Raw genomic sequence first — 22,886 nt, forward strand, 5'->3', positions numbered from 1 at the left:
AACTTTAATTATAATAGTATAATTTATTTTTTTCAAGATTTTTCAACTATTCAAACTAATCAGATTCTATTTTATATTTTATTTATAAAGAAATAAAAAAAGTTGAGTGCCACACATGACACTCAAAAAAATATTTTGACTAGATAAAAAAATTATTTTGAGCTGTTAATAAATTTGATTAAACTAATACCCCTTTAGTGGATGGAATCTCATCTTTATATTTTTCATCAATACTCACAGCCTCCGCCAAGGCTCTGGCAACTCCTTTAAAAATCGACTCAATAATATGATGTGAATTCGTTCCAGTCATATTCTTTATATGCAATGTCGCATTCAAATGCCGTGTAAAGCCAATGAAAAACTCTTCCACTAATTCTGTATCAAAAGTCCCAACTTTCTCAGTCGGAATATTCACATCAAAATTCAAAAAATATCTTCCGCTTAAATCAACTGCAACCAATGTTAACGCCTCATCCATTGGCAAAAGAAAGTTCCCATATCTCTTAACACCTTTTAAATCTCCCAAAGCCTCATAAAAACATTTCCCAAGTGCAATCCCAATATCTTCCGTACTGTGATGATCATCAACTTGTGTATCCCCGTCGCAACAAACTTTCAAATCAAATCTCCCATGCTTTGCAAATAAATCAAGCATGTGATCTAAAAATCCAACTCCCGTATTATTCTCATATTTTCCAGTCCCATCAATATTCAATTCAATTTTTATTTTTGTTTCAAATGTGTTCCTTTCAATGTTAGATTTTCTCATTTTTTCAATCCTTTCAGATAATTTTTTTCTGTTTTTTATAATTCTTATCATATTTTTTAGACTTACATTTATAAATAGTATAATCTTTTTTTATTTTTTTCAAAATTTTTTGAGCACCTAAATAACTTGTATACTTATAAAAAAAGGAGAAATAATCTCCTTCCAAAATATCTTATCAATTTTTTTATTCCTAAATTAAAAACAAAACTATTTATTTTGTTTACACCAACTTGTTTTTCCATAATCAACTATACATGTAATATTTTCTTTTCCCATTTTTTCCATTTCTTCTTTTGTTTTATAACCTTGTTGTTTAAAAGATGAAATTGAATGGGTACTAGCGCATCCTTGCATCATACCAAGAACTCCTAAAATTAAAATTGAATTTAAAGCTATTTTTTTCATATAAATCACTCCTATTTTATTATTAATTTATTATAACATATTTAATCAAAAATTATATTAAAATATCTTTAAAAAATAATAAATTTTAATTATAATTTTTTAATTTACTAAATTATCTCTTGCTTTATACCTTATGTTTATATTTTACAACAATTTATTTAATTTTTCAATAAAAATTTCCATATCTTCATCGGTTCCAATGGTAACTCTCAAGTAATTATCAATTCTATCTTTTGCAAAATATCTAACTAAAACCCCATTATCTTTTAGATTTTTATATAAATCTCCTGCAAAAACTTTATTATGTGAAATAAAAATAAAATTAGCACTTGAATTTAGCACTTTAAATCCCAATTCTTTCAATTTTTTTACAGTTTTTTCCCGTGTTTCAATAATTTTAGTATTAGTTTTTACAAAATAATCATCATCTTTAAATGATTCAATCCCAGCTTCAATCGAAATTCTGTCAATTGTATACGAATTAAATGAAAATTTTAATCTGTTAAGCCCTTCTATTATATTTTCCGAACCAATTGCATATCCCAAACGCATTCCCGCAAACGAACGAGATTTTGAAAATGTCTGCACAACGAGAACATTATCATATTTGTTCACCAATTTAACAGAACTTTCTGCCCCAAAATCGACATAAGCCTCATCAATAACAATCAACTGAGTTGGATTATTTTTTACTATTTTTTCTATTTCATTTAATTTCAAAGCAATCGAAGTCGGTGCATTTGGATTTGTAATAATTATATGTCCATCAACTCCAAAATATTTATTAATTTCAATTTTAAAATTTTCGTTTAGCGGAATTTTTACTTCTTTTAAATCAAATAAATCCGCATAAACTGGATAAAAGCTGTAAGTTATGTCAGGATAATAAACTTTGTCGCCTTTGTTAAAAAATGTCATAAAAATAAGTGCTAATACTTCATCTGAGCCATTTCCAACAAAAATTTGCTCTTTTGTAAATTTTTCAGAAATCTTTTTTGAAAAATAATCAGCAATTACTTCTCGAAGTTTGGAAACATCTGGATCTGGATAAAGTTTCAAATCTTTTAAATTCATAGATTTTATTTTTTCTACAACTTTTTCTGACGGCGAATAAGGATTTTCATTTGTATTAAGTTTGACATATTTCTTATCTTTTGGCTGCTCTCCAGGAACATAAGGCTCTATTTCCTTTATTTTATCATTCCAAAATTTACTCATTTTACAATTTCTCCTTCTTTATTTTTTCTTTACTTTATCTATTATTTCAGACAAATCTTCTTATTAATCGTCAATGTCATTTTTCATACTTTTAAAACTATCTTCCAAACCTTTTAACATCTCATTTATCAAATCATTATAATCAAAATCTATTTGCCATTTTCCATTAACTTTTTTAATTTCTATTTCTATAACTTTTTCACCATAATCGGAATCTTTTATTTCTTCTTTTATCTCTTCTTCAAAATATTTATAAAATTTATCAAGTTTTGCTTTGCTAATTTTTTCAAAATGTTCCATTTCCTTATCGGTAATACCAGATTTTTTAAATGTTCCTTCAATAATTTCATCATCAATTTCATCATCTGTATCTTTATACTTAACTAATACATTGACTTTTGCTTTATTTTTTTCCAAAAATGAAATTTCTTTGACAGAAATCTCCATTTTGTCAATTTCATTAAGACCGTTTTGTGCTACGATTCCACTTAATTTACTCAAAAAAACTTTCAATGGCTGTTGCTGATTTTTAGGAAAATCTTTTATTTTGCTACTCAACAAATCATTCAGATATTTATTATAAAGTTTTTTTGACTTTTCCATTAAAACTTTTTTTCCTTCGTTGTTATATCTTGAAATAATCTTATCATTAATGATTTTATCAATCTCTTTACTATCTCTATCCGCTTCACTTTGAGAAATTTTAACCCCATTTTTTATATAAACTTCATAATTTTGCTGAGCCATTCCAAGTGTTCCTAAAATAAACAATCCCAAAAATATTTTTTTCATTTTTTAAATTTTTCCTTTCTAATCTCTAATTTCTAATTTATCTAATCTAATACAGTTTAATTCAATTTAATTCAATATAATTTATTTTTAAATTATCGATTATTACTAATACTTTATTTAAATTAAATTTAGATAATAAATTATATAATTATTTATTTTTTATAATTAATTTTATTTCTCAAATCTTTTAGAAACTGAACGAGCATGAGCTGTAAGTCCTTCACTTTCAGCAAATTTTATAACTTTATCTTTCACTTCTTCAAGTCCTTCTTTTGAATAATAAATAAATGAAGATTTTTTTATAAAGTCATCAACTGATAATGGCGACGAAAATTTAGCCGTCCCACTTGTCGGAAGTGTGTGATTAGGTCCTGCCAAATAATCTCCCAGTGGTTCAGGCGTGTTATGTCCCATAAATATTGAACCTGCATTTTTTATCTTTGTCAAAAGTTCAAAAGGATTAGAAACTGCCAGTTCCAAATGTTCTGGAGCAATTTCATTACTTATTTTTATCGCTTCATCAATCGTTTTCGTAACAATAATTCTACCTTGAGTTTCAATCGAAACTCTTGCAATCTCTTCTCTCTCCAACTCTTTTAATTGAATTTCCAATTGTTCTGCAACATTTTCAGCAAGTTCCTTTGAAGTTGTAACTAAAATACTAGCTGCTAATTTGTCGTGCTCCGCTTGAGAAAGTAAATCTGCTGCTACATGAACTGGATTTGCACTGTCATCGGCAATTATTAAAACTTCACTTGGTCCTGCAATCATATCAATTGAAACTTCTCCATAAACCATCTTTTTAGCCATTGCAACATAAATATTTCCAGGTCCTACAATTTTATAAACTTTTGGAATGCTTTCTGTTCCATAACTAAGTGCGGCAATTGATTGCGCCCCACCAACTTTAAAAATTCTGTCAACTCCAGCGATTTTCGCAGCAACTAAAAGCGATGGTAAAATTGTTCCGTCTGAAGTTGGCGGTGTGACCATTATAATTTCCTTGCAACCTGCAATTTTTGCTGGAACGGCATTCATCAAAACAGTCGATGGATAAGCGGCAGTTCCTCCAGGTACATATAGCCCAACTTTTTCAATTGGATTAATAATTTGACCTAAACTTACTCCATTTTCTTTTTTTACAATAAAATTATTTCTAACTTGTTTTTCGTGAAATAATTTAATATTATCATGCGAATATTTAATAACTTCCAAAAGTTCTTTATCAATTGTATCAAACGCTTTTTGAATTTCTTCTTCGGAAACTTCCAATGTTTTTAGATCCACTTTATCAAATTTTTTTGTATATTCAAAAAGGGCCTTGTCACCTCGTTTTTTTACATCTTTTAAAATATTTTCCACAGTTTCATTTACATCGTCATAAGAAAACTGACTTCTAGCAAGTTCTTTTTCCAAATTCAAATTTTCTGAATATTCAATTGTCTTTATCATTTTTATCACTCCATCAAAATTTATTTTTTATAAAAATTTTTTTAATTATTTTTTGTCTGTTTTGTCTATTTTATCTTTTATTTTTCTCACAATATTTTCAATTTTATCGTGATTAAATCTATAACTTGATTTATTCGCAATAAGCCTTGCACTTATATCACCAATAAAATTCAATACTTTCAAATGATTTTCCCTCAAAGTCGTTCCAGTTTCCACGATATCGACAATCACATCAGAAAGTTCTAAAATCGGTGCAATTTCAATCGAACCATTTAATTTAATCAATTCCACATCTCTATTAATCGAATCAAAATATCTTTTTGACACATTAAAATATTTCGTTGCAACAACCAAAGGTCTATCAAAATTTTCTTTAAAATTAACAGGTCCCGCAATTCCAAACTTGCACTTTCCAAATCCTAAATCCAAAAGTTCATACACATCTGGATTATCTTCCAGCAAAATGTCCTTCCCAACAACTCCAATATCAGCGCTCCCCTTTTCCACATAAACCGCCACATCCGACGGCTTTACCAAAAGAAATCTAATTTTTTTGTCAGGATTTTCAAAAATCAATTTTCTGTTGTCACTTTTTATTTCATCACAATCATACCCAATGCTCTCAAACAATTCATAAACTTTATTCCCAAGTCTTCCTTTAGGAAGTGCTATATTTAACATATTTTCACCTTTCCATCAAATTTCCATCAAAAATTTATATTTCAATTTTCAATTCTCCATTCTCAAAAATATATTTTTTATCATAATTAAAAATTTCAAAATCATAATTTTTATAAATAATATTTTGGGTTCTCACTCTGTTGCCATCTTTTACCAGCTTATCAACAATCTCAGCCAATTTTTCAAAATCACTTTCATCATACAAAAGCAAAATATCAAAATCCTTCTGATTTTCATTTTTATAAAATTCATTAAGATTATCAGTAACAACAGCAAATCCAATTGCACCAGTATCAACTCCAAATTTTTCAAACAATTTATCATATCTTCCGCCACTTAGCACAGCATTTGGAATTTTATCAATAAACCCTTGCATAATAATCCCATTATAATATTTCAAATTTTTAATAATCGAAAAATCAAAAATAATTTTTTTTCTGCTATGAAATTTAATAATCAAATTATACAAATCTTTAAGCCCAGATAATATCTTTATAATTTTAGGATTTAATTCGTATTTAGATAATTTTTTCTCAATTTCTTCTATATTTCCTGATAAATTTGGTAATTCATAAATAAGATTTTTTAATTCGTCTGAAATGTTTTTATTATTTTTTAAAATTATTTTTATATCATGAACATTTTTATTGTTAATGTACTCAAAAATTTTTTCTTTTATTTCATATTCAAGTTCTAGGTTTTCAAAAATTGAAGAAATAAATCCAGCATGAGACAATACAAGCATATTTTTTTTACTCATAATTTCTAAACTTTTTAGTGCAAGACTCACAATTTCAAAATTTAAAAATAATGTTTCTTTCCCAATCAGTTCAACTCCCAATTGTTCTTTTTCACTATAGCCTATATATTTAGAAGTCGTATAGATGTTTTCCTGATAATAAACTTTATCATATTTTAATGTTTTTTCCTTTGAGATTTTTTTTGCAACTGAAAGAGTAATATCTGGTCTAAGTGCTAATAAATTCCCGCTTGGATTCATAATTGTAAGTATATTTCCTAAAATAAAATCTTTATTTTCATTATACAAATCATATTCTTCAAAATTCGGAAGAGAAATCTTTTTATAGCCATAAGAATCGTACAATTTTCGCAAGTTCAATAAGACTATATTTTTTTTGCTCATATTGTTAATATATTTTTTCATTTTTCTTCGTATGATAATATTACTATCACACACTCCTTTCTTAATTGATGTGACAACCTTTATTTTCAAAGTCTATTCAAAATTTATTTATAACTTATTTTATCACAAAAATTTACTTAAAACAAGAAAAACAAAAAAATCAAGAATAAAAATAAAAAACTTCCAAAATAACAACATTCAGAAGTTTGTAACTTTATACATTTTTCACTGTTCACTTGAAATCATAACAGTTTTTATTTTTCTATTAAATTCATAGCTTGAATTTATTATAATCCCCCAAATAAGTTTGAAATTTTTATCTTTTATAATATTGGTAATTCCTTGAATGATTTTCTGTATATCTGACAATGGAACGTCATTTCCCGTTGTAAAACTTATCAAAACTCTTTTTGCATCTTGAATCTGTCCTTCAAATAAATTTTTCTTTTTTATCTGTGCTAAAATATTTTCTCCCGCTGTTTCACCAAATCCTTCTCCTACACGAATAATCGTATCTCGTGAGCGGTCTAGCACTGCTTTAATATCCAATAAATCAATATTCATAAATCCAACTTCAGTCAAAATACTTACAACACTTTCAATTCCTTCTTTAATAAGCATATTAGCTTGCCAGTAAGCTGAATTTAGTGGTTCCCTTTTGTCAATATAATTATAAAGCTTTTCATTTGGAATGATGATAAGGCTATCTGTCAACTTTTCAATCTTTCTCATTCCATCGTTTGCAATTTTCATCACATCAAATCCTTCTAGAAAAAAAGGTCTAGCTATAATTGTTATTGTAAATATTTTGAGTTTCTTAGCCACTTCTAAAATAATTGGCGTTATTCCACTCCCAGTCGCTCCGCCAACTCCAGAGATTAAAAATAGAATATTTGTATCTTTTAAAAGTTCATAAAATTGTCCATAACATTGAAATGCAATTTTTTCCACCTGTTCTCTGCTACATTTAGCAATTCCAGTATCTAAAAAGATTTTTTGATTAGCTAAGCTTGATTCAGAGTTTTTTAGATTAGTGTCTATTGTTATATATTCAACTTTTTTAATTTTTTCTTTAATCATATAATTGATAAAGTTAATTCCCATTCCTCCAACTCCGATAATTTTTGTTATCATAGTATTTTTTCATTTTCCTCCTTTCTTTATTTTTATTAAATTGATATTTTTTGATTTTTGTCTATTTTATTTTATCAGAAAAATGTGGTATTTGTCTATTGTTTTTTTAATTATGTCCGATAATATTTTTTAATATCTATTATTTAAATTTTGATGTCTATGTCTAGTAATTATTTGTAAAAATATGGTATAATACTAAAAAAGTCAAATATGATATGAAAGGAGATAATTAAAATGGATTTTGAAAATTTGAAAAATAAATTAGATAAGGGATATTTCAAACTAAGCGATTATTTTAACGATTCTTTTGATATTTTTAAACATCTTTTAAAAAAAGAAAAAAAATTTATTGCATTCTTTTTTGTCTCTTATTTAGTCTTACAAATTATTTTACTTTGTATTGAAAATATGAAACTAGAAATCAATGATTTTACACTTATATTTTTATTATTTTTACAAATAATTATAAATTCAGCTGGCATTCAAAAAGTTGGAAATCTTATAGAAATTAATAACCAAAAAATTTTGTTTTTTAGAACAATTAAGAAAAGTTTTTTAATTTTCTTTTATATAATGGTAATCAGAGTTATTTTAGCTTTTGTGAATATTCCTATGATTGATATTTTTATTATTTTATTTTTATTTTTCAATTTCTTATTTTTTGTACATTTACTTTATTTAAGGGATTTAGATTTTTTTCAGACTATAAAATATAGTTTTTATTTGTGCAAAGGGAATCGAATTAGATTGCTTGTGCCAATTATAATTTTAATTTTATTTTTTTATTTTATATTTCTACCAATAAAATTCATTTTTGGAATAATTCCTAATACTTCTATTTTAGGATTTATTTTTAAAATTTTTTTAACTATATTCTCTAGTTCGTTTAATCTGCTTCTACTTACTATGGCAACATTAATTTTCTTGAATGTGCTTTACATGGATTTAAAAAATATAAAAAAAGAAAACTCTGTTTCTGAAATTAAAAATAAAAATGACACAGATTTTCAGTAATAACTAAGTTTTAGTGAAAAAATCTAAGTTAATTATAACTTTTTCTTGTTATAATATATTATAGGATAAAAGGAGGAAAAATGTTAAAATTTAAAAAATCAATATTAGTTTTATTTTCATTTTTAGTGTTTGGAAGTTTTTCATTTGCCGCTTACAACACTAATGCCAGAGCTAAAAGAACCAGCGAATATTCAAGCGGTTCTGCAAGAGCTATGTCTTCATACTATGGAACAATTTCAAATGTAAATGTTTCTGGAAATACTGCCACAATAAAGGAAACTGGACAGCCTTTCACAGGAAATTACATTGAATACAGTGAAATTGGCGCAGTGAGAACTATAAGACCTTATAAAAATGGAATTTTAGATGGTGTAATGTACTTGTATTATGATAATGGGAATTTGTTAAAAGTTACAAATTACACAAACGGAAATAAAGATGGAGAAGAAATCGAGTTTTATGGAAATGGATATTCAAAATCAATAAAGACTTATAGAAACGGTGTCCTAAATGGCATTGCTTACGATTTTGATGAGTTTGGAAGACCTGCAGGCTCAGTAGAATATGTAAACAACTTAAAAAACGGAAAAGAAGTAAAAATTTCAAACGGTGTTGTAATTGCTGAGAGTATTTATCAATATGGAAGATTAAATGGACCTGTAACTTTATACTACACAAATGGGACAGTTCGAATGACAGGAAATTACACTTCAAATTTAAGAAATGGTCAATGGACTTGGAACTATGAAAATGGTTCAAAAAGATTGATCGAAAGCTATAACAATGGAATAATTTACCAAGTTGCTGGATACAATAGGGACGGTTCAAAAGAACGTGAAATAAAATTATCTAATGGAAGCGGAGAATTTACCCAATATTATAGCAATGGAAAAGTAAAAGCAAAAGGAACTTTGAGAAATTATAAGCCTTATGGAAACTGGAACTTTTATAATAATCAAGGTTATGTAACTGATACGCAAGGTTTTTATTAAAAAAATTTCATCAAAATAAATTTTTTTGTCCTTTTTTTTAAAATATGCTATAATATATTTAAATATAATTAAAATTATTTTATATTTTAAAGGAGGATTTTAGAATGAAAAAATTAATATTCTTTATTTTACTTTTTACAAGTGTTCTAACGTTTTCAGAGTTAAAAGATGGAACTTATTCAGTTGAAAAAAAATATGATGCTAATTATGCAACTTTTGTAAAATTGATAGTAAAAAACAATAAAGTCATCGGAGCTCAATATGATAAAAAAAATTCTCAAGGAAAATTATACTCAATGGACAATCCGACATTTAGAGATCAGTCACTTGCCATTTCAAGAAAATTTGTAAGTACGCAAAGTGTCAATGACATAAGTGATTCAAACTTTAGAGAACTTGTAAAGTTTTTATTGGAAAAAGCAAATAACGGTCAAACAGGCGATTTTAAAAAATAGCAAATTTTAAAACTTTAAAGCAAGGAGGTATTTAATGAATTTAACAAATGAAGATGAATCTACTGGTTTTGAAAGTACTGTTGCAACTACGAAACTTGGTAGTGCAGTCTGCAAAACAGTTTTACCAAATGTTCCTCTTCAATCGCTTGATATTATTGAGAGAAGCATTCAAAAAAAATATCGCTCAGAACTTTGGTCACCATTTATTCGTGGACTAAAAGAATTTGAGCTGGTAAAAGATGGCGATAAGATTGCTGTGGCAGTTTCTGGTGGAAAAGACAGCCTTTTACTCTCAAAATTATTTCAGGAATTAAAAAGAGCTAGTAAAACAAATTTTGAAGTCGTGTTTATTTCAATGAACCCTGGTTTTAACGAAATAAATTTGCAAAATTTGAAAAAAAATCTAAAACATTTAAATATCCCTTGTGAAATTTATGATGACAATATCTTTGAAATTGCAGAAAAAATCGCAAAAGACTATCCCTGCTATATGTGTGCCAAAATGCGGCGTGGCAGCCTTTATACAAAAGCAACTTCACTTGGCTGCAATAAACTTGCGCTTGGACATCATTTTGACGACGTTATTGAAACAACTCTTATGAGCATGTTTTATATGGGAAAATTTGAAACTATGCTACCAAAATTAAAGTCCGATAATTTTAATATAGAATTGATCCGTCCTCTATTTTATGTTGAAGAAAAAGCAATTATAAAGTGGGTACGAAATAACGGAATCCTTCCGATGAACTGCGGCTGTACAGTCGCTGCCGAAAGAACTTCAAGCAAACGCCGTGAAACAAAGGAATTAATTGCACAGCTTGTAAAAAATAATCCAGACATAAAAAAACGAATAATTCAATCAACACAGAATGTGAATTTGGAAAAAATATTAGGCTGGAAAGATTCAAACGGAAAATATTCGTATTTGGACAAATTTTAAGGAGAAAGGCTGAAAAATATGGAAAATAATGAAAAAAAAATGAAAAGCTGGGAATACATCATTCAAACAAAAAAAGAACATATTGACTTTATTAATAAAATCATAGAAGCATACGATGGCTTAGGAAATGTGAGAACTCTTGATAACCAGAACGGTTTAATAAAGATCCTTACAAATTCATATCTTTTAGATGATATGGATAAAGCGATTGAAACGTTAAAACAAAAAAATATCGAAATGGAAGTATTAGAAAAAAGAGAATGGCTTGGAGTGTTATAATTCCAAGCCTTTTATAATTCAAATATAATAATCAAAAAATAGCTTATAAACTAAGATTAATTTATTTACACTTTTTTTCTTTTTTATCTTCTACATTTTTATCATCAGCCTCTGAGTCAATTCCAGAAACTGACTTTTTAAATTCCCGAATCATTTTTCCTATAGCTTCTCCCAGTTCAGGCAGTCTTTTAGGTCCAAAAATAAGCAACGCACCAAGTATTAGAACTATAAGTCCCGGTGCTCCTATATCTTGAAAAATTCCCATTTTTAATCATCCCTCCTTCTTTTGTAGACATATTTACAAACAGAAATACTCACTTCATAAAGTAAAATTAATGGTGCTGCCATCGTTAAATCGCTTATAAAGTCAGCTGGCGTCAAAACGACTGCAACTACCAGCAAAATAAAGTAGCCATATCGCCTGTTTTTTATTAAATATTGCGGTGTCAAGATATGCAGCGATGTTAGAAATGCCACAATAACGGGCAATTCAAATATTACAGCAAGCGGTAATGATGTATGTAATACAAATGTTAAATAATTATTTGCTGTAAGCTGAATATTAAACAAATCTTTGCCAAAAGATAGTAAAACATTTAGTAAAGCAGGTGTTACTATAAAAAATCCAAAAGAAAGTCCTGTAACAAATAATATAAAAGTTGCAGGCACATAAGATAAAATTGCCTTAGCTTCCTTTTCCTTAAGAGCAGGACGAATAAAAGCCCATAGCTGATAACTTGTAAAAGGCAATGTCAAACTAAAAGCACATATTCCAGCCAGCATTAAATAAATGCTTAAAATATCATTAAAGAACTGTGAGCTTCTGCTTGAATGAAGCCGTCAGTAATTTGTAAATATCGGAGCAAAATATCAAACTTACTAAAAAAGCTGCAATAAAAAATATAATTGTAATAATGAGTCTTTTCCTAAATTCACTCAAATGTTCCACAAGCGTCTGTTCATCAATTTTAGCCATTCTATTCCTTTCCGATATTTCATCTTTTAAAATTTTTATTTATCTTTTCTCTTTTTTATCAATGCAGCAATCACGATAATTACAATTAAAATTAATTGACTAATAAACACTTCCATATTTGCATAAATTCCCAAAATTTCTATTGTAGGTATAAAATGAACTACGTGTAACGGTAAAATCCCCACAACTTGCAGCATGTGAATACTTGTTCCAAGCATTTTAAATGCAAGGAAATAAATTGTCCACGTAAGTACAAAAAACACTTGATATATTTTTATTTTTGAAGAAGCATATATTAAAACAAGTGCAATTACAATTAATATCAATACCGCACTTACAATACCGATAATCAAATTCTGCAATGAAATTAATGGTAAAATTCCTACATAAAACAATATTGTTTCTGCTCCTTCTCTAAATACCGCAAGAAAACTAAGTACAAACATTGAAACAAAACTTCCTGTACTTAATACAATATCCATTTTTCTGTCAATATAATCTTTCCAAGATTTTAAGGATGATTTACTATGCAGCCAAAATCCAATCCCAATCATCATTATAACTGCAAAAATTCCTACAAATCCTTCCAGAATTTCACGATTTGTTCCTGAAGATACCGCAGGAAATAACGCCTGAAGAGCAAATGCTATTACCATACTTGCAAAAATTCCAGCAGCAGCTCCTGCATACACCCAACGTAATCCTTTTTTCTGATTTGCAGCTTTCAGGCTGCTTACCAATGCCAGAACGATAAGAAGTGCTTCTACACCTTCACGAAGAAGTATAAACATCGCATCAATAAACGTATATTGTGCTTTTGTATCAATTTGTGATAATTCTGTAATTAATCCTTGTAATTGTTCCTGATACTCTTTTTCGATACCTTTTACCATGATTATTGGAGTCTGTGTTTCCACTTTTGTATATAAAGCTGAATTTCTCGTACTTACATCGCCTTCAACCGTAGGCCATACCTGAATAAACTCTTTCACTTTTGACTGACCTTTAGATTTATTCCCATTTTTAAAGGCTTCCAAAGCATCTTTCAGCATATCTACAGCTTTTTTTAGTGTAATTGTGCTTGAAACATTATTTTCTATCTTTTTTCCATCTAAATAGTCTCGTATTGTTGATTTTAAGTCATTAAAAGAATTGACTGTATTGTCATAATCAAATGGCTCCACTTCCATAGAGCTTCTCAAAAACGACATCGCAGTTTCTACTTTCCCATAGTAAGGAATACTTCTGCTTCTTATAAAACTTTCATTCCTTGTCCATACACCGTTAAATTTCAAATATTCTTTTTTCATAAGTTCCACATCTTTAGATTGAATTGCCTTTTCCAGCACGTCTAAAGCAGGATTCATTCTTGACTGGAACTTTTTCTTTTCTGCATTATCGTCAACAGGATTCTGCTCCTTTTCAAAAGCTAGCAGTGCTGTTGTAACTTCTCTCAGGTCATCTTCTGACAATACAGCTTTTTCTTTATTTAAAAGTTCCTGTACCTTTTTCCCTTGCGTAGAATCAGCATTTTTAACCTTTTTAAATTCATCTCTTACTTCAGAAAAAAGTTTTTTTGCTTCATTTTGGTTATTATTTTTTATTGCCGTTGTTGTGTCTGTAATTTTTATGTAAAGTCCGCTATAGCTTTCTTCTGCAATAATATTCGTGAAGAATAGCATAAAGCACAAAAATAGCATTGTACTTATTTTTTTATTCAAATAATTTCTGCCCAATGTACTCTCCCTTCTTTATCCCTTCAAAACAAGCAAAAATTCCTGTTCCAACGTGAGTAATGTATTCATTCAACTTATCATCGTTTCCTAGGCTGTTCTGAATCTTTATAAATTGATCAGGATGTTTTTGAAAACATATAAATAGCAGTCCCGCATCAAACTGTCCGCTCACTTCATCTATTCCGTTAGAATACGAAAAAGCACGACGTGCTATTTTAACATCAGCTTTTTTGGCGAGATAAACATGGGAATCAATTGGTAGAACTGGTTTTCCATCTGGTCCTTTTTTATTTATGTCAATTGTTGCAAATTCATCTGTTTCTCCGAATGGAGCCCCACTTTCCTTATACCTTCCAAACGTATTTTCCTGCTCCTGTAAATTAGTTCTATCCCACGTTTCAAGATGCATTTGAATACGTCTTACAATAAGAAAAGTCCCATTTTTCAGCCAATTATTCTTATCATACCAGACAACATTTTTAAAATCATTATTATTTTTTGGATTTTCTGTTCCATCTTTAAATCCAAAAAGATTTCTTGGAGTTTCTTTTCCATTTCCAATAGGCAAAAAGCCAGCTTGGGTCCATTTTAAAGTAATTAAGGCACGACCTTTACGAACAAGATTTCTCACAGCGTGAAATGCTACCTGTGCATCATCCGCACAAGCCTGAATACAAATATCTCCGCCTTTATACTTGTCCTTTATCTGGTCTCTCGGAAAATGTGGCAAATCCTTAAATTCTTCCATTTTCTTATTATCCATCTTCAATTTATCCAGAAAAGATGGACTTATTCCAAAAGTTATTGTCAAACGGTACGGATTTAATCCCACTGTTTCTCCTGTATCTATTGGAGGAACTAGATGATTTGCAAGTTCTGGTGCTACAAGTTCACCCTTCATAAGTTTTTCAGAATAATCTGTCCAGTCCTTAAACATCTGCTTTATTTCTTCCTTGTCCGTAGAATGTAAATCTAATACCGCAAAATAAACATTTTTCTGAACAGGAGTAGCAATTCCTGACTGATGTTCTCCATAAAATGAGATTTCTTCATTTCCAACAACCTGATTTGCTTTACCGCTAAACATATTTGCAAAAATTGCACCCGCTCCGCTCGCTCCAATTGCAGCACCTGCTCCAACCATTCCTGCTTTTTTCAAAAAATCACGACGTGATATTTTTTTATCAAACCATTTTTTATCATTTTCATCACTCATTATTTTACCTCTTTTTATACTGTAAGTTTTATTTAGATGTGTTCAATAATCTAAATGTTAATTTTAACAAAGGGAATTAATTCCCTATTCAATAATACTTAAACATATTAGTTACCGAATAAGTATATTATTTTTTAGGAGTTGCATCTATTACAATTCCCATTTGCGACAAAGGTTCTCCAAGTTTAGTAACTGCTTCAGCTAGAGCTTTTGTATCTTCTGGCTTCAATTCTGTGTACAATTTATAATTTTTGTCATCTGTCATATATTTATCAAGAAGTGCATTTACAGCTTTAAATTCAGTATCTAAAGTTGTTACGAGCTTAGCATCTTTTTGTTCTAATTTAGGTCTAAATAGTTCAAAAATTTTCTGAGCTCCTTCGATGTTTGCTCTAAAGTCGTATAAATCAGTATGTGAGAACACTTCTTCTTCTCCAGTAATTTTTTGAGTCGAAACTTCATTTAACAGGTCAATCGCTCCTGTAACCATTAAATCAGGTGTTACTTCAATTGTGGCAATTTTTGCCTTTAGTTCCTTAATGTCGTTTACAAGATCATCTGCGTATTTTTCAGTTCCTTTTGTAGTATTTTGTTCCCACAATATTTTTTCGATTCTATGAAAACCTTTCCAGCCTTCCTCATTTTTAAATTCTTCCTTGAAGTCTACAAGACGGTAATCTATCTTAATATCCGATTCTCCAAAGCTTTCAGCGATAGGCTCAGATCTTTCATAAGCCATACGGATTAGCGGATAAACTTTTTTAGCTTCGTCTAATTTCCCAGTCTTTAATAATTGTGCAAAATTTTCTGTATCCTTTAAAAGCAAATCAATTTGACCTTCAACATACTTTTTATATTCAGCAGTTTCCTTGCTTAAATCAGTTTTCCCTTGTTCAGCTGTCTTTCCAGCTGTTGTACCAGCCTTTCCACCTTCCTTTGCTCCGGTATCTTTGCCACAGCTTATCGCCATTAATGCTCCAATAAGCAATAAAATTCCCATTTTTTTCATAAAAAAATTCCTCCCAATTTATATTTGCTATATTATACTCATTATTTTATTATTTGTAAAGTAAAAATATTTGATTTTCAAAATTTTTTGCTAAAAAAAATTATTACGTAACTAAAAAAGTCCTCCACAATCTAGAGAACTTTTTATTTTTTATTCAATAAAATATAGACAGTTTAACCTTCCAAAATTCCAATAAAATCAATGAATCCTTGCACAGAAAATTCTTCTGCTCTAGATAATTCTGTTTTGCCAACTTTTTTCAAGCATTCTTTTACAAAATCTTTTGAAAATCCTAAATTCGATAAATTATTAGAAATACTTTTTCTCTTATTTGAAAACGCTTCTCTCAAATATTTAAAATATTTTTCTTCTGAAATTTGACTTTCATACTTTTTATTCTTCAAAATTTTTATTCCTAAAAATGCTGAATCAACTCTTGGAACAGGATCAAATTTTTCTTTTGGAACAGTAAATAAATATTCTGTTTCAGCGTAAAACTGTACTGCGTGAGTAAGTAGGCTCATATTTTTGCTGTGTGGCTTAGACGAAATTCTTTCAGCCACTTCTTTTTGAATCATTAAATAAATTTCAGAAATATTTTCTCTATATTCAATCAATTTATTTATAATCGGCGAAGTTATATAATAAGGAATATTTGCAACCACTTTCACATCTTTTTTATTTTCCAAAAATTTGGATAAGTCAACTTCCAAAAAATCTCTGTGAACCAAATCAAAATTTTCATATTTCCCAAATTTTTTCTTCAAAATTGGAATCAAATCGTCGTCTATTTCAAACGAAGTCAAGAATTTAGAATTGGTTATCAATTTTTTTGTCAAAAACCCAAGTCCCGGACCTATTTCCAAGACTTCTGTATTTTTATTAATACTTGCCACATCCAAAATTTTATCAGATAATGAACTGTCATTTAAAAAGTTTTGACCGTATTTTTTTTTGGTGGCATAATTTTTATTATGATTTATTTTTTTCAAAATTTCTCCTTTAAACTATTCAAAAACTGATGGTTCTGCAATTCCAATATATTCAAGATTTCTATATTTTTCGTCAAAATCCAGACCATATCCAACAACAAATTCATTTGGAATTTCAAATCCAACATACTGAACTTCCACTTCCACTTCTCTTCTTTCAGGTTTGTCCAAAAGCGTACAAAGTGATACTTTTTTAGGATTTCTGCTACCTAAAATTTGTAAAATTTTCTTCAATGTAAATCCTGAATCAATTATGTCTTCCACAACTAACACATTTTTCCCGCTTATCGTACTTCTCAAATCTTTTAAAATTTTAACTTCTCTAGTAGTGTGAGTTCCTTCGCCATAACTAGACGCTTCAATAAAGTCAATTTCAAGCGGCAGTTTTATCTCCCTAATCAAATCAGCCATAAATACCACCGACCCTTTTAACAGCCCAATTACTATTAGCGGAGCATTTTCATCTTTAAAGTCACAAGTTATTTTTTCTCCCAGTTCTTTTACTTTTTTTGAAAGTTCTTCTTTAGTTATCAACTGTTTTTTTATTCCAAATTCAAAATTATTACTCATTTTTCTCCTTAATTTTATTTTTTTGTTATTATTTTTTTATTTAATTAATTAATTAATTTTAAGTCTTTAAATATAAAAAATTAAATATAGAAAAAGGAGCAACTTATGCCCCTTATTTTAAATTAAAACTATTATTTAACTTTTTCTACCAATTTTGCAAATTCTGCAGGATTGTTTAATGCTAAATCAGCTAAAACTTTTCTATCTAATTCAATACCAGCTTTTTTAAGCCCATTCATGAATCTTGAATAAGAAACTCCGTTTAATCTGGTAGCGGCATTGATTCTAATAATCCATAATTCACGCATTTTTCTTTTTTTCTGTTTTCTATGTTCAGTTGCGTAAGCCATTGCTTTTTTAACTGCTTCATTAGCTTTTCTATAATTTGATTTTGTTGATCCTCTATAACCTTTTGCTTCTTTTAAAACTTTTTTATGTCTTTTTCTTCTAATTATTCCTGTTTTTACTCTTGGCATTTTCTTTCCTCCTTGATTTCTTAAATTCAGCCTATTTTTAATCTCTTATTTATTATTTTTTAACTGATTATCTTCCTTCTTGTCCAGCTAAAACTTTTTTAATTTTTCTTTCTGCACCTTTAGGAACAATCGCATCTTGTCCTAATCTTTTCTTTCTTTTGTGAGATTTTTTAGTTAAGATATGACTTTTTCCTGAATGTTTAATAGAAATTTTTCCACTTCCTGTAACTTTTACTCTTTTTTTGTTCCTTTATGTGTTTTCATTTTTGGCATTTTTTTCCTCCTTAAAAATTAAATTGCTCTTTTATTTAATTTTATTATTTTTTTGGTGATAATAAAATAAATTTTTGCACTTGTTCTTTTCCATATTTTTTTTCTATAACAGCAAGTTCCTCAAAATGACTTGCAAATTCATCCAACACTTTGATTGCAGAATCTGCGTGTAATCTTTCTCTACCTGTAAGTCTTAAACTAACTTTTACTTTATGGTCTTTTTCTATAAATTTTTTAATTTGAGAAATTTTTGTTGCTTTGTCGTGTTCATCAATATGAGGTTTTATTCTAATTTCTTTCACGACAATATTTTTTTGCTTTTTCTTATTTTCTTTGTCTTTTTTTGTTTTCTCATATTTGAATTTTCCATAATCCATAATTTTGCAGACAGGCGGTGTTGCATTCGGTGAAATTTCAACTAAATCCAATTCTCTTTCTGCCGCAATTGCCAAAGCCTCACGAACAGATAAAACTCCAAATTGTTCTCCGTCATCACCAATTACTCTTATTTCCCTTGCTCTGATTCTTTCGTTCATTCTAGGTTCATCAAATTTATTAGTCCCTCTTATAAAGAACACCTCCTAAATTTATTAAATTTCTTAAAATTAGAATTTAATCAAATAAAAAACAAGATATAAGAAACATCTTGCTCAAAATAGTTATTAAAATTCATATATCAAAAAATTTGATACTAAAATATATATTTAAAAAATAACTATAAACCTAACTCATCTCAAAACTTTTTTAAATACACGATGGAAAGGTGAGAAACAATATTTCTACTTCTAATTTAATATTACTTAATGATTTTATCATACTTTTTATATTTTTGCAAGTATTTTTTTATATTTTGTTTTACAACTCTCAATTTTATTTTTTTATATTTAATTTTTTAATTCTTTACATTTAAAAATTTTGTGATATAATAAAGAAAAATTCAAAAGAAAAAAAGGAAGGTGGTCAAATGAATCAAGTATTTGCAAGATTTTCGATGTTAGTTGGAGAAGATAATATAAAGAAATTACAATATTCAAAAATTATTATATTTGGAGTTGGAGGTGTTGGCTCTTACACAGTTGAAGCTCTTGCGAGAAGTGGAGTTGGTCATATTACGATGGTCGACTTTGATGAAATTTCAGAATCTAACATAAATAGACAGCTTCATTCACTTCACAGCACAATCGGAAAATCTAAAACAGAAGTGATGAGGGCTAGAATATTTGATATAAATCCTGAATGTGAAGTAAAGCTAATAAAACAATTAATTTATACTTATGAAGATGTAGAAAAAATATTCGAGAATCAAAAATATGATTTTGTCGTCGATGCCATTGATGTTGTTACAAGCAAAATAAATTTAATTGAGTTTTGTATAAAAAATAAAATAAAAATTATCTCTTCTATGGGATTTGGAAATAAAATGCATCCAGAGATGATTGAGATAGCAAAAATAAAAAATACTTCAGTTTGTCCAATGGCTAGAACGATTAGAGGAATTTTGAAAAAGAAAAGAATTACAGATGTTCCTGTTGTTTTTTCAAAAGAAATTCCACTTGTTCCAAATAAATCTGAATTATTTAAAGAGGAGTTGCCGACAGAATTCAGAAAAAATAACAAAATGCCAAGAAAATCGACTCCAGGAAGCAACGCATTTGTGCCAGGAACTGCTGGACTTGTTCTTGCATCTTATGTCGTGAGAAAAATTTTAGAGATAAAATAAAACATAATAAATATTGAGGTGATATAAAATTGGAAATAAATAATAAAAAATTTAGTAAAAAAGATTTAACTATAATAATTTTAGTTGTTTTAGGAATACTTTTATGTATTTTCGGATTGATGGATAAAATTTTTGAGCACACAATTTTTAATTTTTTTAAAAATCTGACTCGACCTTATTTAGATAAAACTTATAAAGAATCACAAAGATTGTTTTTAACTCTTTCGCTTTTAAAAGGAGCGGCAGATGTCATCGAAGGAAGTACTGTCAATGTGAATATGATTTTAGGAATGCAAATTGAAGTCGGAGATATAATTCAGCCTGTTTACGATATGATAAATATCATTTGGAAAATTTCTCTGGCAAGCGTCGTAGTTTTAAAAATTCAAACTATTTATCAAGAAATTTTTCGAGTAAAATTGGCTACAATACTTATATTTATTTCACTAGTTTCTTATTTGCCGTACACTGTTTTTAAAAATAGCATTACAGAAATATTTAAAAAAATCTCAAAATATTCTTTTTTTGTTTTAATTTATATTTATGCAGTAATTCCTGGAACAATTTTTGTAAATTCTATGATTTCAAATTATTTTGAAAAAGAATATAAAACTCCAGCAATTGTCCAGTTAAATCAAAACTTAAATAGACTTAACAATATAAAAGACAGTATGCTCTCTTTAGACCAAAACAAAAGTATTTTTAACATTCCTGGTCAAATAGACACTGCAAAACAAAAGATTAATAATTTTTCAACAGAAATTAATAATATTTCTCACAGCATAATGGAAAATGCACCTATTATAATTGGAATAATTCTACTTACAAGCATTGTTTTTCCGGTACTTTTGATGGTTTTACTCTATAAGCTGACAAAATCAATCATTTTTGAGAAAATTCTAAAATCTTAAATTTAAAAAAATATGCTTTTGAATTTTTTATTAAAAGCGTATTTTTTATTATTTAAATTGAAAAAAAAATAAATATATATTATAATAAGATGTAATTAATATAATACAATATAATAAAAAGAAAGGAAAAGTAATAATATGTTTATAAACACTTTAAAGACAGGTTTTTTGATGTTTACATTAGTCTTTTTATTTACATTTATTGGTGGACTTTTGGGAAATCGGCAAGGTGCTTTAATCGGTCTTTTGATTGCCGCTGCGATGAGCTTTTACAGTTACTGGTTTAGCGATAAAATGGTTATAAAAGCATATCGTGGTCAACCAGTTACAAGCGCCTCTAATCCAAGATTATATAAAATTGTCCAAAGATTAGCGCAAAATGCAGAATTGCCTATGCCTAAAATATACATTATCCCTGAAAGACAGCCAAATGCATTTGCAACTGGAAGAAATCCCCAAAATGCAGCAGTCGCCTGTACACAAGGACTTTTGGAAATAATGGATGACAACGAACTTGCAGGGGTTTTAGGACACGAACTTGGTCATATAAAACATCGTGATATTTTAATCAGTACGATAGCTTCGACTTTTGCAGGTGCCATTGCTAATATTACAAGATTTTTACCTTATTTTTCAAATTCTGGCGACAACAGAAGAAAAAATAACAATATAGGTTTAATTATGCTCGTTTCAATACTTGCGCCAATAGCTGCAATGATTATTCAAATGTCAATTTCAAGAAAAAGAGAATTTATGGCTGATGAAGCTGGAGCAGAATTTTCTGGAAATCCATTATATTTAAGAAATGCACTTATAAAATTGGAAAATTACAGTCAAGCCATTCCAATGGAAAATCAGAACCCTGCAACGGCAAACATGTTTATAATAAACCCACTTGCAAACCTTGGCAAATTTCAAGATCTTTTTAGAACTCACCCTGCAACTGAAGATAGAATAAGAGAACTTGAAAAGATGGCAAGACAAAAAAATTTATTATAAAATTATTTAAAATAATTAAAACAAAAATATAAAATGGAGATTTAGTTTATGATTAGTACATTTGCTTTTTTATCGTTACTTTTAATATTTGTGCGAGTTTATTCTATTTTATCATTACTATTTTTAGGTCAAAATAGAACGAGATTTGCAGAAAGAGTGACAATTTTAACATTGCTTTTTGAAGTTTTAGTAATTTTTTTATATACTTTTTTTAGCAATTCATTCAAATTTTTGCTTCCTCCAGTTTTTATGCTTATAAAAACTTCGAAGTTTTTTATATTTAAAAATTTTTCTTTATTATTTTTAATATATTCAATAATAAATATAATTTTGATATTAACATTTAATTCTCAAAGTATATTTAAATTTATAAACAGATTTTTTGTTGGAGTTATTTTACTTACAAATATCATTTATGGATTTTTATTAATAATGTAAAAAAAATTGTCCTAAAAGTTTAACTTTTAAGACAATTTTTTTATAAAATAATTTTTTACATATTTTCCTGTTTTTCCAAAATTGCATTTACTTCTTCAACAATAATATCAGGATTTAATCCATGAGCTGCAATTCCTTCCCCAAGAGTTTCAGCGCTTGAAATTATGCAACCCACACATCCAAGACCATATCTCATAAGAACTTGAGCAATAATCGGATAATTTTCTACCGCTTCCATAATATTCATATCTGTTGTTACTTTTGGTGTTGCCATTTTTTTCATCTCCTTAAATAA

The 22,886-nt window shown here is 28.2% G+C and carries 27 protein-coding genes and 1 pseudogene; 8 read left to right on the forward strand and 20 right to left on the reverse strand.

The genetic code is table 11. The features are described from left to right. Nucleotides 1-178: 178 nt before the first annotated feature. From hisB to AB8B22_RS05555, 8 genes are all read right to left on the reverse strand, one after another. Nucleotides 179-769, reverse strand: coding sequence for an imidazoleglycerol-phosphate dehydratase HisB (hisB, locus tag AB8B22_RS05520; RefSeq protein WP_094080821.1), 591 nt, complete (start codon nt 767-769; stop codon nt 179-181). Between the two features lie 207 nt (nt 770-976). Next, nucleotides 977-1,174 (reverse strand): hypothetical protein, encoded by a 198-nt coding sequence (locus AB8B22_RS05525; protein WP_094080497.1) that lies wholly within the window; start codon nt 1,172-1,174, stop codon nt 977-979. A gap of 144 nt (nt 1,175-1,318) precedes the next feature. After that, nucleotides 1,319-2,392, reverse strand: coding sequence for a histidinol-phosphate transaminase (gene hisC, locus AB8B22_RS05530; protein WP_369710373.1), 1,074 nt, complete (start codon nt 2,390-2,392; stop codon nt 1,319-1,321). A 63-nt stretch (nt 2,393-2,455) separates the two neighbouring features. Then, entirely contained in the window at nt 2,456-3,184 is a 729-nt protein-coding gene (locus AB8B22_RS05535) for a hypothetical protein (RefSeq protein ID WP_369710374.1), read from the reverse strand. 171 nt (nt 3,185-3,355) lie between these two features. After that, nucleotides 3,356-4,636 (reverse strand): histidinol dehydrogenase, encoded by a 1,281-nt coding sequence (hisD, locus tag AB8B22_RS05540; protein ID WP_369710375.1) that lies wholly within the window; start codon nt 4,634-4,636, stop codon nt 3,356-3,358. Nucleotides 4,637-4,681: 45 nt separating this feature from the next. Next, nucleotides 4,682-5,317 (reverse strand): ATP phosphoribosyltransferase, encoded by a 636-nt coding sequence (hisG, locus tag AB8B22_RS05545; RefSeq protein ID WP_369710376.1) that lies wholly within the window; start codon nt 5,315-5,317, stop codon nt 4,682-4,684. Between the two features lie 34 nt (nt 5,318-5,351). Then, nucleotides 5,352-6,482: an ATP phosphoribosyltransferase regulatory subunit gene (locus AB8B22_RS05550; protein WP_369710377.1), complete on the reverse strand. Its 1,131-nt coding sequence runs from the start codon at nt 6,480-6,482 to the stop codon at nt 5,352-5,354. 204 nt (nt 6,483-6,686) lie between these two features. Next, complete coding sequence (locus AB8B22_RS05555) at nt 6,687-7,595, reverse strand: cell division protein FtsZ (RefSeq protein WP_369710378.1); 909 nt, start codon at nt 7,593-7,595, stop codon at nt 6,687-6,689. A gap of 234 nt (nt 7,596-7,829) precedes the next feature. Between AB8B22_RS05555 and AB8B22_RS05560 the strand changes: the two genes are divergently transcribed. From AB8B22_RS05560 to AB8B22_RS05580, 5 genes are all read left to right on the forward strand, one after another. Beyond that, a complete protein-coding gene (locus tag AB8B22_RS05560; RefSeq protein WP_369710379.1) occupies nt 7,830-8,609 on the forward strand; it encodes a hypothetical protein in 780 nt (259 codons plus the stop codon). A gap of 80 nt (nt 8,610-8,689) precedes the next feature. Beyond that, nucleotides 8,690-9,601, forward strand: a complete 912-nt coding sequence (locus AB8B22_RS05565) for a toxin-antitoxin system YwqK family antitoxin (protein WP_369710380.1) — start codon at nt 8,690-8,692, stop codon at nt 9,599-9,601. A gap of 104 nt (nt 9,602-9,705) precedes the next feature. Next, a complete protein-coding gene (locus tag AB8B22_RS05570) occupies nt 9,706-10,056 on the forward strand; it encodes a pheromone cAD1 o protein (protein WP_094080506.1) in 351 nt (116 codons plus the stop codon). Nucleotides 10,057-10,090: 34 nt separating this feature from the next. Then, nucleotides 10,091-10,996, forward strand: coding sequence for a tRNA 2-thiocytidine biosynthesis TtcA family protein (locus tag AB8B22_RS05575; protein ID WP_314079894.1), 906 nt, complete (start codon nt 10,091-10,093; stop codon nt 10,994-10,996). 18 nt (nt 10,997-11,014) lie between these two features. Beyond that, complete coding sequence (locus AB8B22_RS05580) at nt 11,015-11,275, forward strand: DUF4911 domain-containing protein (protein ID WP_369710381.1); 261 nt, start codon at nt 11,015-11,017, stop codon at nt 11,273-11,275. A 61-nt stretch (nt 11,276-11,336) separates the two neighbouring features. Here AB8B22_RS05580 and AB8B22_RS05585 read toward each other — a convergent pair whose 3' ends face one another. From AB8B22_RS05585 to infC, 11 genes and pseudogenes are all read right to left on the reverse strand, one after another. Beyond that, nucleotides 11,337-11,540, reverse strand: a complete 204-nt coding sequence (locus AB8B22_RS05585) for a twin-arginine translocase TatA/TatE family subunit (protein WP_060918677.1) — start codon at nt 11,538-11,540, stop codon at nt 11,337-11,339. Between the two features lie 2 nt (nt 11,541-11,542). Beyond that, nucleotides 11,543-12,058, reverse strand: a complete 516-nt coding sequence (gene tatC, locus AB8B22_RS05590; RefSeq protein WP_369710382.1) for a twin-arginine translocase subunit TatC — start codon at nt 12,056-12,058, stop codon at nt 11,543-11,545. Nucleotides 12,059-12,080: 22 nt separating this feature from the next. Continuing rightward, a complete protein-coding gene (locus AB8B22_RS05595) occupies nt 12,081-12,251 on the reverse strand; it encodes a twin-arginine translocase subunit TatC (RefSeq protein WP_369710383.1) in 171 nt (56 codons plus the stop codon). A 35-nt stretch (nt 12,252-12,286) separates the two neighbouring features. After that, on the reverse strand, nt 12,287-13,987 hold the full coding sequence (locus tag AB8B22_RS05600) for an FTR1 family iron permease (protein ID WP_369710384.1): 1,701 nt from the start codon (nt 13,985-13,987) through the stop codon (nt 12,287-12,289). Next, the gene (gene efeB, locus AB8B22_RS05605; protein ID WP_369710385.1) at nt 13,965-15,203 is read right to left on the reverse strand and encodes an iron uptake transporter deferrochelatase/peroxidase subunit; all 1,239 of its coding nucleotides are present in this window, start codon (nt 15,201-15,203) and stop codon (nt 13,965-13,967) included. The genes AB8B22_RS05600 and efeB overlap by 23 nt, the downstream gene beginning before the upstream one ends. 127 nt (nt 15,204-15,330) lie before the next feature. Further along, complete coding sequence (efeO, locus tag AB8B22_RS05610; RefSeq protein ID WP_369710386.1) at nt 15,331-16,212, reverse strand: iron uptake system protein EfeO; 882 nt, start codon at nt 16,210-16,212, stop codon at nt 15,331-15,333. A 173-nt stretch (nt 16,213-16,385) separates the two neighbouring features. Then, a complete protein-coding gene (gene rsmA / locus AB8B22_RS05615) occupies nt 16,386-17,204 on the reverse strand; it encodes a 16S rRNA (adenine(1518)-N(6)/adenine(1519)-N(6))-dimethyltransferase RsmA (RefSeq protein WP_369710387.1) in 819 nt (272 codons plus the stop codon). Nucleotides 17,205-17,219: 15 nt separating this feature from the next. Next, on the reverse strand, nt 17,220-17,774 hold the full coding sequence (gene hpt, locus AB8B22_RS05620; protein WP_369710388.1) for a hypoxanthine phosphoribosyltransferase: 555 nt from the start codon (nt 17,772-17,774) through the stop codon (nt 17,220-17,222). Nucleotides 17,775-17,905: 131 nt separating this feature from the next. Beyond that, entirely contained in the window at nt 17,906-18,250 is a 345-nt protein-coding gene (rplT, locus tag AB8B22_RS05625; RefSeq protein WP_094080514.1) for a 50S ribosomal protein L20, read from the reverse strand. Nucleotides 18,251-18,317: 67 nt separating this feature from the next. Continuing rightward, nucleotides 18,318-18,523 (reverse strand): annotated as a pseudogene (gene rpmI, locus AB8B22_RS05630) (50S ribosomal protein L35). Nucleotides 18,524-18,567: 44 nt separating this feature from the next. Next, nucleotides 18,568-19,101 carry a translation initiation factor IF-3 gene (gene infC / locus AB8B22_RS05635; RefSeq protein WP_094080516.1) on the reverse strand — a complete coding sequence of 178 codons (534 nt, stop codon included), beginning with the start codon at nt 19,099-19,101 and terminating at the stop codon, nt 18,568-18,570. Between the two features lie 386 nt (nt 19,102-19,487). On the opposite strand from infC, the gene AB8B22_RS05640 reads away from it, so the two are divergent. From AB8B22_RS05640 to htpX, 3 genes are all read left to right on the forward strand, one after another. After that, nucleotides 19,488-20,243, forward strand: coding sequence for a tRNA threonylcarbamoyladenosine dehydratase (locus AB8B22_RS05640; RefSeq protein WP_369710389.1), 756 nt, complete (start codon nt 19,488-19,490; stop codon nt 20,241-20,243). 29 nt (nt 20,244-20,272) lie between these two features. Further along, entirely contained in the window at nt 20,273-21,154 is an 882-nt protein-coding gene (locus AB8B22_RS05645) for a hypothetical protein (protein ID WP_369710390.1), read from the forward strand. Between the two features lie 138 nt (nt 21,155-21,292). Beyond that, entirely contained in the window at nt 21,293-22,153 is an 861-nt protein-coding gene (htpX, locus tag AB8B22_RS05650; protein ID WP_094080519.1) for a zinc metalloprotease HtpX, read from the forward strand. 493 nt (nt 22,154-22,646) lie between these two features. Here htpX and AB8B22_RS05655 read toward each other — a convergent pair whose 3' ends face one another. Next, on the reverse strand, nt 22,647-22,865 hold the full coding sequence (locus tag AB8B22_RS05655) for a DUF1858 domain-containing protein (RefSeq protein WP_094080521.1): 219 nt from the start codon (nt 22,863-22,865) through the stop codon (nt 22,647-22,649). Nucleotides 22,866-22,886: the final 21 nt, after the last annotated feature.

The sequence above is a fragment of the Leptotrichia rugosa genome (genome assembly GCF_041200005.1).
Classification (GTDB): Bacteria; Fusobacteriota; Fusobacteriia; order Fusobacteriales; family Leptotrichiaceae; genus Leptotrichia; species Leptotrichia rugosa.